Below are 17649 nucleotides of genomic sequence, written 5' to 3'. Positions count from 1 at the left end.
TATCTTCAGCGAATCTCCGGTCCAATGCTCGACAGAATCGATATCCACGTCGAGGTTCCACGCCTGAAGCAGAACGAACTGATAAGCAAAGCTCCTGGCGAACCATCCGCAAGCATACGTGCCAGGGTTAAGGCGTCTCGTGTAATACAAAACACGCGGTTTGCAGGCACCAAAATATTCTGCAATGCGCATATGACCCCACGTCATATGAAGCAGCACTGCAGGCTCAACACCGAAGCAGAAAGCATGCTCAAGCAAGCTATAGAACAGCTTCACCTTTCGGCTCGCGCATATGACCGAATCCTCAAACTCTCCCGCACAATAGCCGACCTTGCCGCGTCTGAAGATATCAAGGTCGAGCATTTGGCTGAGGCAGTGCAGTATCGCAGTCTTGACAGAAAGTACTGGAGCTAAATAGCCAATATCATTGGAGCTATTGAAGGAGAGGCAGCAAAGAATAATCTATCGGTAATGTAGCAGCATCAAAGATGATATGTACACATCTTGCCACCTCCCCAATATTGCACAATACATATCCACCAGGAGACGATATTATCACACATATGTCATTGACAAAAACTAATAGATGAGGTTTAATGCGGTAGTTGTTAAAAGTCAAGTAATACTAAGGAGGCAGACAATGGAATGCAAGTCTCGTATTTTGGTAGTACTGGCAATATGTATTTTAGTGTTTTGGGCCGTATATGCCGAGGCCGCCGTTATTCGTGTCAAATCTGACGGCAACGATAACTATGACGGCTCAACTTGGGCATTGGCAAAGCAGAGCATCAACTCGGCACTTGGCGCGGCCTCAAGCGGCGATGAAATATGGGTGGCCGCAGGAACCAGCTATTCGATTTCCACCTCAGTTCCTGATGGCGTGAGTTTGTATGGAGGCTTCGAAGGAACTGAAAGCAGCCGCGATGATAGAGATTGGGCGACAAATCTCACGATAGTAACCAGCGGATCAGTCAGTGCGACAACCACAAGTGGTGAAATCGCAATTGATGGTTTCAAGTTCGCGGGTTGCGGTTCGCTTTCGTTTACATTTACTGGTGATGTAATATTCTCACACAATATACTTGCAGGCAATACGACGCCAAGTGACGAGACTCCTCTTATCACATGTTCTGGACCGGTCTTGCTTGCCAATAACCTCATATATGAAAATTCCTGCCGGCATGGAGATAGTTTTGTTGGAATCAAATGTTTATCCAATCAGGGCAGCCCGACTCTTACAAATAACACCATTTCTAACAACGGTAGAGAATGCGCTCTCGCAGTAGACAGTAGCAGCGCTGCGGCAGTTTTATCCAATAACATTATAAGAAGCGGTTGCGGTATATTAGGTAATGGCTATGTAGGGCTTGTCAACAATTGCGTTTACTGTCCCTGCGGCGAATATTTGGGTTTTGGTATATATTGGACTCCGCCGAGCACAGAAATTAATGCCAACCCACTCTTTGTCGATTCGGGCAATGATAACTATCATCTTGCATCTAGTTCTCCTTGTATAGATGCGGGTGAAGACACTGAGGTTAGCGCCGGTTGGGTCGATTTGGACAATGGCGAAAGGAAGGTCGATATCTCGTATGTATCTGGTGACGACATAGTGGATATCGGAGCCTACGAGTTCGCTGTTATCTACGTTAAGACCGATGGTGACGACGAGGACGACGGCTATAGCTGGAATACAGCAAAAGATACAGTTGACGGAGCGCTCGATATTGCGCAAAGCGGCGATGAGGTTTGGGTAGCAGCTGGAACGTATGATTATTCGATTTATGGTGTAACAATGCCTGCCGGTGTAATGCTACTCGGCGGCTTCGTCGGCACCGAGAATTCAAGAGACGCAAGAGATTGGGCGACTAATGTTACTTCTATTTCTTACTTTGAGGGAATCAGTATTGGCAGTGGAGCCACAGTCGACGGGTTCAATATCTATGGAGGAATTAGTTGCAGTGGAAGCTCCACATTCTCGCATAACATCTTGTCGAATTCAGGCATGTATGGAATGCTGCCGGCGCTAACATGCTCAGGCGATGATATAGTTGCCAACAACCTTTTCGCTTGGAACACTTGCATCTCATGCGATGGTTCCGCTATCTTTGCAAACAATACAGTTGTGCAATCAAACCCGGATGGGAAATTATACGCTATTGAGTGTGCGGACTATTCTTCACCGACGATAGCCAATAACATCGTCGCGTTCAACGCATATGGCGGTATAAGAGTCGGTACAAGCGCGACTCCGACGCTTTCGCACAACTGCGTTTATGATAACAACGACAGGAATTACAGCGGCATCACGCCGACTTCCGATATCAATGTCAATCCGCTGTTTGTGAACATATACAATAGTGACTACCATCTGGCATCCAACTCTCCGTGTATTGATGCGGGTGATGATAATGAGGTCGATGAGGATTGGCTTGATCTGGATTGCAATTTCAGGCAAGTTGACCATGTGTCAGGGGATACTAAAGTCGATATAGGCGCTTACGAGTATCCCGACACCACTGCGCCCAGTACGCCCGTTGTGACAGATGATGGTGATTATACATCTTCCTGCAGCAGTTTGCACGCCATTTGGACTTCCAGTGATCTCGAATCGGGCATAGTCGAGTATCAGTATGCAATCGGTACGACTTCGGGTGGGACTGATGTACTCGGCTGGACATCGACTGGTACGACTGCATCAGTCACTAAGACCGGCCTGAGTTTGACAAACGGACAGATCTACTATTTCACTGTGAAGGCAAAAAATGGCCAAGGCGACTGGAGCAGTGCAGGTAACAGCGATGGAATTATTGTTGGGACAGGCTTGAGAAATGGCAACTTCGAGGAGGGATTACCCGGTGACCCTGGAGTCGTGGCGGATTACTGGAACAAATTCACCATTTCTGGCACGCCAACGTTTGACGATGACAGTACCTATTATCATTCTGCAAGTTACTCTCAGAAGCTGACAGGATCGAGCTGGACCGGAGGTGTCTACCAGATAGTATCCAACATAGCCGTCGGCGCGAGCTACACAGCGTCCGTCTGGGTCATGGGCGAAAACAGTGACGTGAAGTTCCGGGTAGGATTGAACCCTTATGGCTGCACCGATCCGACATCGGCCAGCACAGTTTGGAGTAATGAGACCACAGCCACGTCCTGGACTCAAATCGAAGTGAGCATGACTTCTCTTACCCAGTCTATGACTGTGTTTGTGAAAGCGCAAAATACATCAGCAACTCCTTATTCGGCTTATATTGACGATGCTGCACTTGAGAGGGATTCAGTACATGCATGGCATCAGTATAGCAGCCTCGATTATCGTCGGGAGGTTGTTCTAAATCCATCTGACAGTGAGCGGGAAGATGTGCCACTTTTTGTGAGGATACAAGCGCCTGATGGGCTATACGTCGATACAACTTCAGTGACAGTCGATGAAATAACCACAGGAACTGCTGTATCTGTTGACTCTGACGCTTGGGCACAACCATCAGGAAAAGTAGCCGAGGTATATTTTACCGCTACAGGCACAACTCAGGCTAATACACAGCGGCGCTTTTTCGTCTACTATGACTTGATTAGCAACCCAGTAGCTTATTCGTGGAGTAACCCGAACTGGGGATCATATGAAGAGGATGATCGTGAGTCTCCAGAAGGTGATGATTACATGAGACTTGAGTCTGATGTCCTTGGGCTCGAGAGGTCGTGGAACCAATCCACTGGGAAACTTAGAGTGGACAACTATGGTACGTATTCCAAAATCGAGCGGTTGTCCGATAGCTGGTCACCAGTGAATGGTTTTCATAATTCATATACGGCGACAAGCGGTGAATTGCAAAGCAATGGCGTAACGCCTGAGAACCTAGTCTCACCTAATTGGCAAACGGACAGCTCTGACACCCAAGTTTCGCTGTCATTCAGCTTTTCCAACATTACACCTGCAACCCCGCTGAACTTTCCTACGCATTCTGCAGAGGAGACTTACAGGCTCATCAAAGGACTTCCGTGGTGTGAGTTTGTTATGAATGTGTCCGACGATGTCGAACTGCTTGGCGGAGCTTGGGACCCGAAGACGCTGTATTTCAATACCAGTGAATGCGGCTTTGACTACATGGTATCGAACAAGTATACAGATCAATCCATTTCGTCGCAGTGGTATACAGATATTAAATGGCTGGTTGTTTACGATCACACTGACGAAAATAAAAAAGCAGTTGGTTGGTATATGTTTAAGCCTGGTTGCCTACGCACAAGGGATAACAGCGGAACAATTGAAATATTTGACACCTATGAACCTGGAGTCGATGAGGACAACACTTACAGATACCTTTGGGTTCTTGGCGAACGCGATAGTATTGTAGATCTGTTCGAATCGATGGGCACTGCATGGAGCATTGGTGAACCCGAGGGACACGTAACTATTGCTCAACCTAAGGAAGATGATGTATATGTGCCAGGTGACAATATTCCCATTGATATATGGAATCCATTCGACGCGGAACTCACTGCCCGATGGGATCGCCCTACATTGTCTGATATATCGGTTGCTCTTGTTGAGACAGAGACGGGACGCCTTGAAGGATCATACACAGTGCAATCGAATGAAGATTGGGGAATATGGACGCTTGAAGTTCTGCAGGGTGAGACCGTCGTTGCATCAAAAGAAGTAGAAGTCCTGGAAGGCGCCGCCCATCCTCATGTTATGTTTTCACAAGCAGACGTTTCAAGTATACAAGCTCGAAAGAACACTACTCACATAAATGAGTGGACTGCTCTCCAAGCGCACTGCAACAGTATTGTAAACAATACCAATGATCCTTTGAAAATTCCTACCACCGGAACTGATATTCGCAGGTATGGAAACAGACTTCTCGCCTTAGCACTTGCTGTAAAGGTCGACCCGGCCATGTCATCGTATGAAGCAAAGATGTGGGAGTATTTCTGGACAATGTTGCGCTATCCCAACTGGTACGATGACTCCACAACTCTCTGGTACAATAACTACCAAGACCTTATGGCAATGCATTCCCTTCTCGCTCTTGCCATAGCGTATGACTGGCATTATGACAAATTGGATGCGACCGAGCGACAGGAAGTGCGTCATCGCTTGGTCGAATATACCAAACGTTCTCTGGAAGACTTATGGCAGTTTGACCTTGAGGGAATAGAATATGATCTTCACAATCATATATGGATTGACTACTCGGGGCTTGCCGCCATAGTATACGCGCTTGAAGATGAAATGGACGAGACTCTGCGATCCACTTGGAACAATAGTTGCGAGGACGCATGGGACAGGATAATGGCAGCACTCAGCGAAGATGGAAGCAATCCCGAAGGGGTTGGATACGATTGCTATGGCCTAGAGCACTTAAATCGATGGGTCGAGATGCGTCGTGTAGCGAACAGCGAGCTTGGTTATGAAGATGATCCATGGTTCGACAATCATAGTCGATGGCTATTGTACTCAATGTTGCCAGGGGGAAGTGACAACTGTGGAGGATTCGCTCCTATTGGTGATAGCCCTCAAAGTGGGTGGAACTATCCAATGGCAGTTGTACCTTTACTTGCACGTCATCTCAACGATCCGATTGCTCAATGGCTTGCAACAGAACTAGACCAGAACATCAATGCTGATGATTCACCTCTAAGATACCTCTGGTACGATCCTACAGTCGATGTTGTTGATCTGGACACGTTGCCAAATTGGGCATGTTTTAAAGATGAAAATTTGCACAATGGCGTTGATTATAGTAGCGGTATATTTGTCTGGCGATCCTCATGGGATAATGATGCAACTTATTTTTCTCTGAAGTGTGGGCGCAGTCTGATGGATCATGCGCATCCGGACACAGGTAGCTTTATCTTGCACCGTGCAGACGTTCCGTATATTGTCGACTATGGGTACTGCTACAAGAAAATGACAGCGGATCACAATGTGCTGCTTCTGGAATATGACAGTCCTTCTGCGGTTGTGGGGCAATACGGAGAAGGAAATACGTGGTTTAGCGATCCTGAAAATCCTGGCTCAGACTATTGGGGCAGCATCACCCAAGTACTTGCCACAGGGGAGAGCGAAAACCCTGGATCGTTCTTCGATGTGGTTTGTAATCCGACTCCCGCATATAATTCAGACAATGCTCATCTTGAAGAATGGACACGAGAATGCGTTGGATTAGGTGATCTCTTCCTTGTCCGCGACACAATGGAGGCAGAATATGGATATGAGCCAGAATTTCAACTATTTCTCCATTCGTTTAAGAGCCAGAGCTATTATGGGAGTTACGAGTTTGTAAATGATCGCCTTACAACACCGTGGAGCGGGACAGGCCCTTGGACAATCTCTCCACGACAAGGCGCCGATGATCTCGATGTCATAGACTTGTCTGAAGATACTGGTTGGTCAGGAACACTAGAGGCATTTTACTATGTCCCAGGCGATAATCCAAATGGAGGATCCAACTATCCTGCCTGCAGCACGTTCCAATTCGGAGGAATACTGCGTCGAGATTGCGAATCGAATGCGACCACTTCGCTGGTTGCTCTATGCTTCGACGACGAAACTACTACTGATTGGACGATTTTGAAATGGAGTAGTGGTAACGAAGGAGTCCATGTGACCGACATAGGTGGAGACGTTCTCGATGTGCTGTGGCCTGACAGTGGTTCGTGCACGAATTCGGATGGATGGACTGTAACAGGAACAATGACCGGACGAAGATATTCAGGATCTGATTCCCCGGCATTTTTTGCTCGAGAAGCAACTTCTGTGATTGACAGCAGCACAACTCTGTTAATTTCTGATGAACCCGTATCGTTATATGCTCGCATGGAACACACACCATCACAGGGTAATCCAAACGTAGCAAAGATGCATACAGACACTACTGGCGACGTGACATTACTCTGTACAAACGAGCCGACAACGATTACCTTGGATGGTAATCCTCTTTCGGTGACTTGGAACAGCGGACAACTTATGTTTGAGTTACCAGCAGGTGAGCACGTTCTTAGGTGCTACTAGGCTACCGGCAACTTCTTTGGTCTGCGGGCCTACCCGTTATTGGTGTAGGTCCGCCTCCTTTACTTCGGACTCCAGTCTTCTGAGCTTGAAGCTCAAAGTGGAGTGCATTCTATTTTTCGGCCAGGTAACTCATGCAGCTGCCGCAGCAAGTTCAAACTGCAGTGGTGACATGTAGCCCAACTTGGAATGCAACCTCTGCCTGTTGTAGAAGACTTCTATGTATTGGAAAATATCCATCCTTTCCTGGTCACGAGTTTTGTAATGCTGCCAATCAACCAGTTCGGACTTTAGTGATTTGAAGAAGCTCTCAGCAACCGCATTGTCCCACGGATCACCTCTCTTGCTCATTGAAGAAAGCATTCCGTCTTTCTCCAACAGCTTCTGAAACTTGCGGCTTGCATACACGCTGCTGCGATCAGTGTACATAATCAGACAAGGAGTCGGTTTTCTTACGACAATGAGCGTTGATCACGAGCAATTTCTTGATTCTATCGCTCATCAACCAGCCAACCACACCACGGTTGTGCAGATCGATCACCACTACAAAGATACAACCAGCCCTCGTCAGTCGGAATATAAGTGACATCGCCGACCCAGTATCGATTCGCCTCATGCACGTTGAAGTTGCGCTCCAACAGATTCGGTCTTACAGGAGGATCGTGATCCGAATCGGTTGTTGCTATGAACTTACGCTTCCTTTTCGTTCTTGCGCATCACATAACCAACAGTGCTCTCACTACAGTCGATTCCGTCAGCAACAAGCTCCTCATAAACTCGCCGATAGAGCCATAAGCACGCCGAATACCTTTGTGAATCTCCTTGATTGCCGACAAAATCTGCTCATGACGCAGACCAGGTGCACTCGTCGGACGACCCTACCAATGCTAATAGCCGCTCGCGGAGACTCCCAGAACTCGACACATCGCAAGTATCGGGAACTGGCCGAAATATTCATCTATAACCGAGTGTCTCACGGCAGCCCCTTCGAGAAGATACTCACGGCTTGTTAATATATCCCGCTCCAACTCCACGCGTTTGAGTTCACGACGTAGCCGTCTGTTTTCGGCTGATAAATCCTCCCTGCCAACATCAGTATCCTTTGGTTTCTCGCCATATTACTCGACCCAATTGTAAAACGTATGTTGATTCACGCCCAACTCATGGGCCACCTGCGTTCTGCTTACATTTCCGCTCTCAAAAATTCACGGATTCTTTCTTAAAGTCCTCAGCATACTCTTTCTTCATCGGACACCTCATATAGATAAATTTACTATATTACCTGTCCGAAAAAGAAGGGACAGTCCAAAGTACAAACTTGTAAAACGGCAACAGTCGGTGAGATGCCTTTGCCACTGCGTAAGAAATTTTGCGCACTATGAATTTACTTCTGCCAGTATGCGTAATCCATATTCTATTGTATTGGCCGGAGAAGTGGGTAAAAGAAGGCCGAAGGCACGCCCACCTATCAAGGAGCCGGAGATTACGCAGTGAAAACCGTGAAAATCCACCCGTCACTATTGTCGGCAGACTTCGGTCACCTTAAGAAGGCTTTAGCAGAAGTGGAATGCTGCGCCGACGGCCTGCACTGCGATGTCATGGACGGCCGGTTCGTGCGGGATATTACGTTTGGCCCAATGATTATAAAAGCGATTAGTGAACTGACGTCCATGCCGCTTTTTGTTCACCTTATGATTGAGTCTCCCGAACAGCATATCGATGGGTTCGCTAAAGCAGGCGCGTGTGAGATTACCGTGCATACGGAGACGTGCGTGCACTTACACAGCACTATAGAGCAAATCAAGGATTATGGGCTTGCCGCGGGAGTCGCGCTCAATCCTGCAACACCTGTTTGCATGTTGGATAATATTATAAACAATGTCGATGTGGTTCTTGTAATGACGGTTGAGCCGGGCTATGGTGGGCAAAAATTCATTGAGATGATGCTTCCGAAGATTACGGCGGTTCGGAACATGGCCAAAGAGGTGCAGCGTGAGATCGATATCGCAGTAGATGGCGGGGTCGACCCGGACACGGCACGAAGAGCAGTAGCTGCAGGTGCAAATGTCCTGGTGGCTGGCTCTGACATCTACGCCGACAAAATACCACCGCGCCAAGCATGTCTGCAGCTCAAAGACGCAGTGAAGGATTTGGGAGGTGCCGGTCTGTGAGAAAGTTCGACTATCCACTGCTATTTGAACCCATACCTGTTCCTAAGGTGTGGGCAGGTGATAAACTGGCCGCCATACCGGGACGCAAAAGCATCGATGAGACGACTCATACCGGAGAGTCGTGGGATGTCAGCACATGGCCGACCGCCCCTGACGACAGTTCACTCGATACGATGTCAAAAATCACGAATGGTCCTCTGGCGGGTGTGCCTTTGGGTGATGTGGCGCAGGTTCCGGTAGTCGTCAAAGTGATAGACTCTGGTCAGCCGCTCTCGGTTCAGTGTCATCCCCACACTCCTGACGAGCACAAAAATGAGATGTGGTATATCTTCGAGGCGAACAAGGATGCTTATATCTACCTTGGCTTTGCTGACGGAGTAGATGCCGATGAGTTTTGCAGTTTGCTTCGTGAAGATCCGCAAAACGGCAAAAGTATAATGAAATCCCTGAACTGCCGCCGCAATCTCGAACGCGGTACGCATTTCAGCGTGCCTGCTCCAAGTGTGCATGCTCTGGGACAGGGTCTGCTTACGTTTGAAATAAGTGAGCGGTCGCAGGTGACTTACAGGCTCTATGATTATGACCGTGCCAGAAGCCGCGGTCATCTGGATATAGATGCCGGATGCGAGGCGTTAACAACTACCGTTTCTCCACAAAAACCTCTCGATCCTAAGCTCGATGTCCGGGATGTGCAAGAGACTAATGTAATTGCTGCGTTTTCTACGTTTTGTGTGATCAAAGCAACGGGAGACAAGATCGAGATCGAATCGGCGGGGCATCAGCATCTGTTAACGGCAAGCGGCGGAAACTGCTCAATCAGCGGCGCTAATCCGCAATGGAATATCGACTTGCGTTACACTTTTTCGTGCCTGGTTCCGCCGACCGATAAACCATACACAATCGACACCCAGGGCAGCGGGGAAGTCCTTATAAGCCCGCTTGCCGGTTAGTTCATGGAGGCAGACAGCTATGAGCAAGAGTGAAATCAAGAACACAATTTATGAACTACTCTCGCCGGGTAAGGGACTGCTTGCGGCGGACGAGAGCTTCAAGACCATAAAGAAGCGGCTTGAGGCGGTTGGGGTAGAATCCACGCAGGAGAGCCGGTGCGCATATCGTGAAATGCTCTTTGGCACGCCTGGGATAGAGAACTACATAAGCGGTGTGATTCTCTATGACGAGACTATTCGCCAGCAAGACTCCAGTGGACGATTTTTGCGTGATGTGCTGACCGGCAAGGGAATTATTCCCGGTATAAAAGTCGACACCGGCACAGCGGACATGCCGATGCTTGCCGGTGAGAAACTGACAGGCGGGTTGGACGGTCTGCGAGACCGCCTGGTCGAATATCGCGATCTTGGAGCACGTTTTACCAAGTGGCGTGCCGCCATCAGTATCGGCGACGGAATCCCGACACATGCGTGCATCGACGCCAATGCCCAAATGCTTGCCGAATATGCTGCTCTGGTTCAGGATGTGGGACTTGTGCCGATTGTGGAGCCTGAAGTCTTGATGGACGGCGGGCATGACATTGCACGATGCGAAGAAGTTACCAGAATGGTGCTGCGCAGTGTGTTTGCCCATCTGTTGGATCGCCGGGTGGCATTGGACTCCATTCTTCTGAAACCTAACATGATTCTGCCTGGAAAGGACTGCTCCAGGCAGGTCTCTGACGGCGAAGTCGCTGATAGGACTATAACGCTGTTCAAAGAAGTGGTCCCGGCTGCCGTGCCTGGAATAGTCTTTCTTTCGGGCGGGCAGGATGCAGTGCTTGCAACCCAGCGTCTCAACACCATAGCGCAGACGAGCGGCCTGCCATGGAAAGTCACATTCTCCTTTGCACGGGCCCTCCAAGGACCGGCTCTGGATATCTGGAGAGGAAACGCATCGAATGTCGCAGAGGCTCAGAGAGTGTTCTTAAAGAGAGCCATGTGCAACGGCGCGGCATCTCGCGGCCAATATTCCGGTGAGATGGAGCAGATTGCTGCTTAGCGACATGATGGGGCTCACCGATTTGTGAGCCCCATTGTCCTACGAGAGAAATTAATACGTCCGTGAATTTTAGCTCTGGCTCAGCATGAGTTTCGTCCTGCTGAGATAAGCGTATGGGAGGGCGAGGCTCCCGCCGAGCCTTGTTTTAGTTTTAGCTTTCACAAGACTGAACAGATTCTATCCTACGATATCAAACTGCGGATGCGCTCATCGACTTCGATCTGGTCATGGGCAAAAAACTCCAGCGCAGCCATATTCATCAGAGTGTCCAATGCAATACCAGGCCAGTCGCTGGTTTTTGGTATCTTGCCCTGATTGCGGATTTTTTCGCGCTCTTCCGAAGTCCAATCGTGGAACAGTTTTACTTCATGCTGATCCGCAAGCTCCTTGAGTTCGTCTCCTGTCTCGATTGTATCTGCTTTCTTCATCACATCATCGACAAACGATACGAACTTCTCGTCAATCTGCCACAGTGCGTCGAAATCACGAGGCTCCACAGGTCCGTTTGCCTGCAAGTTCACGTCAAGGTCCCGCCAGTCTTTATATTGAATGTCATCGCGCGAGATATCCATTGCAAGATATTCCGCGGCATGCTGTGGAGGGATCGTCAAAACATCCATTCCTGCCAAATCCGCCACTTGCTGTCCGCTCCTGATGCTGGCGGCTATCTGATTGGTCTTTGCGGCGCCGGACGACCTCAAGTTCTTCATCATTTCATCAGAGGCAAGCGCGGCTTTTTCGCCCACGTTCTCCGGCTTTCCAAGAGAGTTTTCCTCGACCAGCGAGTTGAGCCTGCCCAGGAAGACATTTACAAAACTTGGGTTTGAAAACCGTGCTGCAAGGTAATTCTGCCTGGCGGAAAAGCCTATCGTCAGGTTCACCGGTATATTTTCCCGAGACAGAACTCTGGCGGCCGGCAGCCCGTCTTTGGTAAACGGCACTTTTATGTAGAAATGCTCCGGGTTGATCTGATAATAACGCCTGGCGAACGCTAATGTGCCTGCTTGATTGAACGCCATGTCAGGGTGAAGCTCTACGCTCACATGCGCACCGAACTTCTCCACCAGAGACAGCGCCAGTTTTGCATTTACAAGAAATCCTATCTCGTAGACCATCTCCTGTTCGGAAATGTGTGGGCTGACTTTGCGTATTTCTCTTGCGGCGAGGGCGATCAGTCCGTCCATTACACCTGTTTGAACGACCTGATCCACCAGAGCATTGTTGGTGGTCAGCGCTTGAGTTTCGTATGCCCAGACTTTCTCGGCGGCAGATGCATCTCCTGTATCTATCCACAATAAGCTGCCTGCTTCGCGGAGCCACCCGTATTTGACTTGACTGGCGAAGCTGAGGCCGCTTGGAGGCTTGTAGTCCTTCAGTGCCAGATCGCGCACAAAAGCGGCCAGCTTTTCATCTTCGTGCACCACAGGTTTTTCCTTTGCGAGTTTATCAGACATTCGCAGACTCCTTTCACAAAACAATCCACATCAGGATGTGCCCTTTGCGCCGATCAGCCCTTCGATATCCTCTATTTTTTGGCGCATATTGTCCTGTGTGTCCGCCTCGACGTTGAGCCTCAACAGTGGCTCCGTCTGGCTGGGTCGCAGGTTGAACCACCAGTCGGGATAATCGACCCTCAGCCCATCGAGTTCGGTCACTTTCCCGTCCTGATAGTGAGATTTCACCTTAGCGAGAATGCCGGGGATGTCGGTTACCTGGAAGTTGATCTCAGGGCTGTGGGAATAACGCATGATTGGCTTGGCAAGCTCAGATAGGGTCTTGCCTTCGCCAAGCAGCGTGCGTATCATTGTAAGCATTGTCAGGTCGCCGTTGTCGGTGATATGGAACTTGTCGTAGTAGTAGTGACACGACAGTTCCCCTCCGAAATATGCGCCAGTCTCGCGCATTTTCGCCTTGATGAACGCATGACCCACCTTCCACATAAGCGGTTTGCCTCCGGCTTTTTCTATTTCTTCCGGGACTGCACGGCTACTGCGAACGTCATATATGATTGTCGCGCCGGGTCTTTCCTTAAGCATCTCCTTGGCGAGAATAGCCGTCACTATATCACCGGATATGCGCTGCCCATTTTCATCGACAAAACCCGCACGGTCTCCGTCACCGTCATATGCAACGCCCAATTGAAGTCTGAAGTTCTTTACAGTCTCTTTTAAGCTGTCGAGAGTCTCTTCTTTGAGCGGGTTTGCCTCATGGTTGGGGAACCGACCGTCCAGGTTCCAGAAGAGCGGATAGACCTCGCAGTTGGTGTTCATAAACAGCCTCGGCAGCACGATTCCGTCCATGCCGTTACCGTCATCGACTGCCAGCTTCATCGCCCCGAAGTCCTTGAGCCCACCGGCAGCGAGTACGTCGCTAACGTATCTGTCCACCATATATAATGTTTCTCGAACTTTGCCGGTCTGAGACGGTTTTGGAAAGTCCCCGGAGTTTGCGATATCGTAGAGTTCCGAGTTGCTCACATAATCTATTGCCGGTATTGCCTTCGGTCCGACCAGTTTCACGCCGTTATACTGCTCGGGGTTATGCGAGGCCGTAATTTGAATACCCGCGTCGGCATCGAGCACGCAGACTGAATAGTAGTACATCGGCGTAGTCGTGAGTCCGATGTTTATCACGTCGCCACCTTCGTCCATAATGCCCTGCATTACGGGTCCCAGCAATGCAGGGCCGCTGGTGCGCATGTCGTGGCCCACGACTGTGAGTTTAGGCTTCATTTTCTGCGCATATGCGCGTGCCACACGATAGGCGGCATCTTCATCGAACTGGTCTGGATATATGCCCCTTATGTCATATGCTTTGAACATGCTCGGATCCAGTGTTTTCATCCGACTCGCCTCCTGCAGTATGTTTCACCGCCGCCGCAACCGGTTTTGGGCGCTCGTCACTCCACTTCCAATCGGTAATCTCGGGCATATCCTCATCGTTCTCATAAATGTAGGACTTGTGCTTGTTGAGTTCACTATTGAACCGGCTGACGGCAGTGCCCGCTTTGTGACGGAACCTGGGCACGCGCTGGATCGCATCGATTGCCAAGTGATATCGGTCATTTTCGTTCAGCACAAGCATGTCGAAAGGCGTTGTCGTGCGGCCTTCCTCGATATATCCATGCACATGGAACCTATGCGGGTTGGCATGACGGTGTATCAGCTCGTGAACAAGGCTGGGATAACCATGGAACGAGAATATGACCGGCTTGTCCGAAGTGAAGATGCGATTGAACTCATGATCGTCCAACCCATGCGGGTGCTCATTGTGGGTCATCAGGGTGAACAGATCGACGACGTTGACCACCCTTACCTTCATATCGGGCACTTCCTGTCCGAGCAGCCAGGCTGCAGCCAATATCTCAGTGGTGGGTATATCACCGGCGGCTGCCAGCACGATATCCGGCTCTCCCTGGTCATTGCTTGCCCAGTCCCAAATACCGATACCTTTTTCACAGTGATCTTTCGCTTCGTCGATATCCAGCCATTGAAGCTCCGGCTGCTTGCAGGAGACTACCAGGTTGATCATGCCAAGCGAGTTGAAGCAGTTGTCCATCACAGCCAGCAGCGAGTTGGCGTCCGGCGGCAGATATATGCGCGCCATGGAGCCTCTCTTTGTGGCCACGTTGCTGATAAAGCTGGGGACCTGGTGGCTGTAACCGTTGTGGTCCTGCCGCCAGACATGCGATGTGAGCAGATAGTTCAAAGATGCAATAGGCGCCCGCCATGGAGTCTCGCTTGCATCTTTGAGCCATTTCGCATGCTGGTTCATCATTGATTCCACAATCGGGATGAACGCTTCATAGCAGTTGAATATGCCGTAGCGGCCTGTCTTCAGATATGACTCCAGCCATCCCTGGCAGCAGTGTTCGCTGAGTATTTCGATCACGCGGCCATCTCGCGCAAGATACTCATCGCTCTCGATTATTGGCTGCATCCAGGCGCGCTCGGTCACATCGAACACACTCGCCATCCTGTTGGATGTGCTCTCATCCGGCGAGAACATTCTGAAGTTGTTTGCACCGGCATTTGCCTTAAAGATATCGCGCACGTATTTTCCGAGCGTCCTGGTAGCTTCCGCTTTGACCTGGCCTGGAGCAGACACATCCACGGCGTAGTTTGAAAACTCCGGCAGCTTCAAGGGAACCCTCAGCTTGCCGCCGTTGGCATGCGGGTTGGCTCCCATACGTTTGTCGCCTTTGGGGCAGATTTTGGTCGCCTCGGGGATCGGAACACCATCCTTGTCGAAAAGGTCTTCCGGCCTGTAATTGCGCAGCCAGTTTTCCAGAAGGTCCAGATGGTCAGGGTTGGTTGCCGGATCGGTGATAGGGACCTGGTGAGCATGGAAAGTGTTTTCGAGAGGCTTGCCGTCCAACGTCTTCGGACATCCCCAGCCCTTGGGTGTGCGAAGTGCGATCATCGGCCAGCGAGGAACACCTACGTCCTTGCCGCTGCGCGCTTCTTGCTGAATATTTTTGATCTGGTCATATGCCCAATCCAACGTTTCCCACAGCGACGTGTGAACGGCAAACGGGTCGTCGCCTTCGACAACTCGCACCTGGTAGCCCAACCCTGAGAACAATTTCTCCAAATCCTCATTGCTCGTTCTGGCATATATGGTGGGCGCGGAGAGTTTGTAGCCGTTCAGGTCCAATATCGGCAGGACGGCTCCCGATGTGACCGGGTTCAAGAACTTATTAGACATCCATGAGGCCGCAGCCGGTCCTGTTTCAGCTTCTCCGTCGCCGACAACGCACGCCACAATGAGATCAGGGTTGTCCATCGCCGCGCCGTATGCGTGCAGCAGCGAATACCCCAACTCGCCGCCGATGTTTATGACCCCAGGTGTCTGTGGAACCAGATGGCTCGGAGCGCCGTATGGCCACGAAAAGCGCCGGATCAACTGGTCTATTCCTGCGGCATTATAACTTATCTCGGGATAGTAGTCGGTCATTGTGTGTTCGAGGAACAGACTGGCCAGAATTCCTGGTCCGCCATGACCTGGTCCCACGACGAGCAATATGTTTGCGTCTGTGTCCTGTATCAGGCGGTCCAGATGTGCATAGACGATATTGAGGCCGGGCTGTGTGCCCCAGTGACCCAGTAAGCGCGGCTTGATATGTTCAGGTTTCAACGGTTCCTTGAGCAAGGTATTCTTGCGCAGGTAAATTTGCGCCGCCCCGAGATAGTTCGCGGCGCGCCAGTAGGTGTTGAGCTGCTGTATTCGGTCTTCGCTGATCTTACTCATTTGGTTCCTCCCTCAACGATATTCTTGGTGTGTCTTGCAATCATAAGTTCTTCGTCCGTCTTTATGACTCTCACTTTCACCTGCCCATTATCCGGCGATATAACAGGCGCATTAGCTTTGTTCGCGTCCGCATCGAGCTCTATTCCCAGAAATCCCAATCCGGCGCAGATGCGTTTTCTGATCCCAGGGGCGTTTTCTCCGATCCCTCCGGCGAATATCAGACGGTCAAGTCCCCCGAGCGCAGCGGCGAATGCCCCAATGAATTTGCTTGCGACATAACAGAACATCTCGACTGCCAATGCGCTGTCCGGGTCGGTCTTCTCCCGATCCAATAATTCTTTCATGTCCGACGTCGAGCCGGACACTCCAAGCAGGCCGGACTGCTCGTTGAGTATATGGCTGACTACCTTAGACGACAGTTTCTTTTCCTGGGTCATGTATGTAATGATGCCCGGGTCCATATCACCGGATCGAGTGCTCATAACAAGCCCCGCAGTCGGCGTGAAGCCCATGGTCGTATCGATGCTTTTGCCGTCGCGTATGGCCGCCATGCTGGCTCCACTGCCAAGGTGGGCGGCTATGACCCTGCCGTCCGGCTCACCCAGCTTTGCAAGCTCATAGACTATATATTCATATGACAGGCCATGGAAACCGTATCTGATGACCCCTTCTTGAGTATAAGATGCAGGTATTGCGTATGTCTGGGCTGCCGGCGGCATCGTCCTGTGAAACGCAGTGTCGAAGCAGGCAACCTGCGCGGCATCGGGATACAAACGACTCACCGTATCCATCGTCCGAATAGCTGCCGGAAGATGTTCGGGGTCAAGTGGGACCAGTTCTTTGAGCGCCGCAATCAGTTTTGCATCTACCGCAGTCGGCTGGCTATGTTTTGTTCCTCCGAAGACGACTCTATGGCCGATTGCGTCGAGTGGTCTGCTTGAGGGATGCGAGTCGAACCAGTGGAAGAACGTCTGCAGCGCAGCTTCATGGTCGGCTATATCCATATGCTGGTCGACAATTGTTGCCCCATCGCCGCCTTTAACCTTGAACCTGCTTGCTTTCAGCCCGATCCGGTCGATCTCAGACGTGAGCATACAGAACTCGGGCTCATCCATTTCAAACAATGCTATCTTGAGGCTCGATGAGCCTGCGTTAAGTGTCAATATCGATAACTTTTTATTGCTGTTCACGCCCTGATATAGTCCTTTCCAGCGT

General features: G+C 50.3%; 10 protein-coding genes. 5 read left to right on the top strand and 5 right to left on the bottom strand.

The window, feature by feature from the left end; all coding sequences use genetic code 11:
- Both LLG46_13845 and LLG46_13840 read left to right on the top strand, forming a co-directional pair.
- Positions 1-414: ATP-binding protein (locus LLG46_13845; GenBank protein MCE5324378.1), on the top strand; the 414-nt coding region annotated here is incomplete at its 5' end.
- A gap of 226 nt (positions 415-640) precedes the next feature.
- On the top strand, positions 641-7024 hold the full coding sequence (locus LLG46_13840) for a DUF4962 domain-containing protein (GenBank protein ID MCE5324377.1): 6384 nt from the start codon (positions 641-643) through the stop codon (positions 7022-7024).
- A gap of 129 nt (positions 7025-7153) precedes the next feature.
- On the opposite strand, the gene LLG46_13835 is transcribed toward LLG46_13840, so the two are convergent.
- Positions 7154-7384: an IS3 family transposase gene (locus tag LLG46_13835; protein MCE5324376.1), complete on the bottom strand. Its 231-nt coding sequence runs from the start codon at positions 7382-7384 to the stop codon at positions 7154-7156.
- A gap of 1136 nt (positions 7385-8520) precedes the next feature.
- Between LLG46_13835 and rpe the strand changes: the two genes are divergently transcribed.
- From rpe to LLG46_13820, 3 genes are read left to right on the top strand one after another with little or no spacing between them, the layout of a single operon-like run.
- Positions 8521-9192 carry a ribulose-phosphate 3-epimerase gene (rpe, locus tag LLG46_13830; GenBank protein MCE5324375.1) on the top strand — a complete coding sequence of 224 codons (672 nt, stop codon included), beginning with the start codon at positions 8521-8523 and terminating at the stop codon, positions 9190-9192.
- On the top strand, positions 9189-10142 hold the full coding sequence (locus tag LLG46_13825; protein MCE5324374.1) for a class I mannose-6-phosphate isomerase: 954 nt from the start codon (positions 9189-9191) through the stop codon (positions 10140-10142). The genes rpe and LLG46_13825 overlap by 4 nt, the downstream gene beginning before the upstream one ends.
- Positions 10143-10161: 19 nt before the next feature.
- The gene (locus LLG46_13820; GenBank protein ID MCE5324373.1) at positions 10162-11184 is read left to right on the top strand and encodes a fructose-bisphosphate aldolase class I; all 1023 of its coding nucleotides are present in this window, start codon (positions 10162-10164) and stop codon (positions 11182-11184) included.
- 182 nt (positions 11185-11366) lie between these two features.
- Here the strand turns inward: LLG46_13820 and LLG46_13815 are convergent, their stop codons facing one another.
- Genes LLG46_13815 through LLG46_13800 form a run of 4 tightly spaced genes read right to left on the bottom strand, consistent with a single transcriptional unit; the run spans position 11367 to position 17624 of the window.
- On the bottom strand, positions 11367-12638 hold the full coding sequence (locus tag LLG46_13815) for a transaldolase family protein (GenBank protein MCE5324372.1): 1272 nt from the start codon (positions 12636-12638) through the stop codon (positions 11367-11369).
- Positions 12639-12668: 30 nt separating this feature from the next.
- Complete coding sequence (locus LLG46_13810) at positions 12669-14027, bottom strand: phosphomannomutase/phosphoglucomutase (GenBank protein ID MCE5324371.1); 1359 nt, start codon at positions 14025-14027, stop codon at positions 12669-12671.
- Complete coding sequence (locus tag LLG46_13805; GenBank protein ID MCE5324370.1) at positions 13990-16434, bottom strand: phosphoketolase family protein; 2445 nt, start codon at positions 16432-16434, stop codon at positions 13990-13992. Before LLG46_13805 ends, LLG46_13810 begins: the two co-directional genes overlap by 38 nt.
- Positions 16431-17624: an acetate/propionate family kinase gene (locus LLG46_13800; protein MCE5324369.1), complete on the bottom strand. Its 1194-nt coding sequence runs from the start codon at positions 17622-17624 to the stop codon at positions 16431-16433. Before LLG46_13800 ends, LLG46_13805 begins: the two co-directional genes overlap by 4 nt.
- Positions 17625-17649 lie beyond the last annotated feature (25 nt).

It is taken from the genome of bacterium, from assembly GCA_021371935.1.
Taxonomy (GTDB): Bacteria; Armatimonadota; UBA5829; order UBA5829; family UBA5829; genus UBA5829.
This window is presented reverse-complemented; position numbering and strand designations above follow the sequence as displayed.

Coding starts and splice junctions, on each gene's coding strand:
- LLG46_13840 (MCE5324377.1), top strand. CDS start 641: ATGGAATGCAAGTCTCGTATTTTGGTAGTACTGGCAATATGTATTTTA.
- LLG46_13805 (MCE5324370.1), bottom strand. CDS start 16,434: ATGAGTAAGATCAGCGAAGACCGAATACAGCAGCTCAACACCTACTGG.
- LLG46_13820 (MCE5324373.1), top strand. CDS start 10,162: ATGAGCAAGAGTGAAATCAAGAACACAATTTATGAACTACTCTCGCCG.
- LLG46_13835 (MCE5324376.1), bottom strand. CDS start 7,384: ATGCTTTCTTCAATGAGCAAGAGAGGTGATCCGTGGGACAATGCGGTT.
- LLG46_13810 (MCE5324371.1), bottom strand. CDS start 14,027: ATGAAAACACTGGATCCGAGCATGTTCAAAGCATATGACATAAGGGGC.
- LLG46_13815 (MCE5324372.1), bottom strand. CDS start 12,638: ATGTCTGATAAACTCGCAAAGGAAAAACCTGTGGTGCACGAAGATGAA.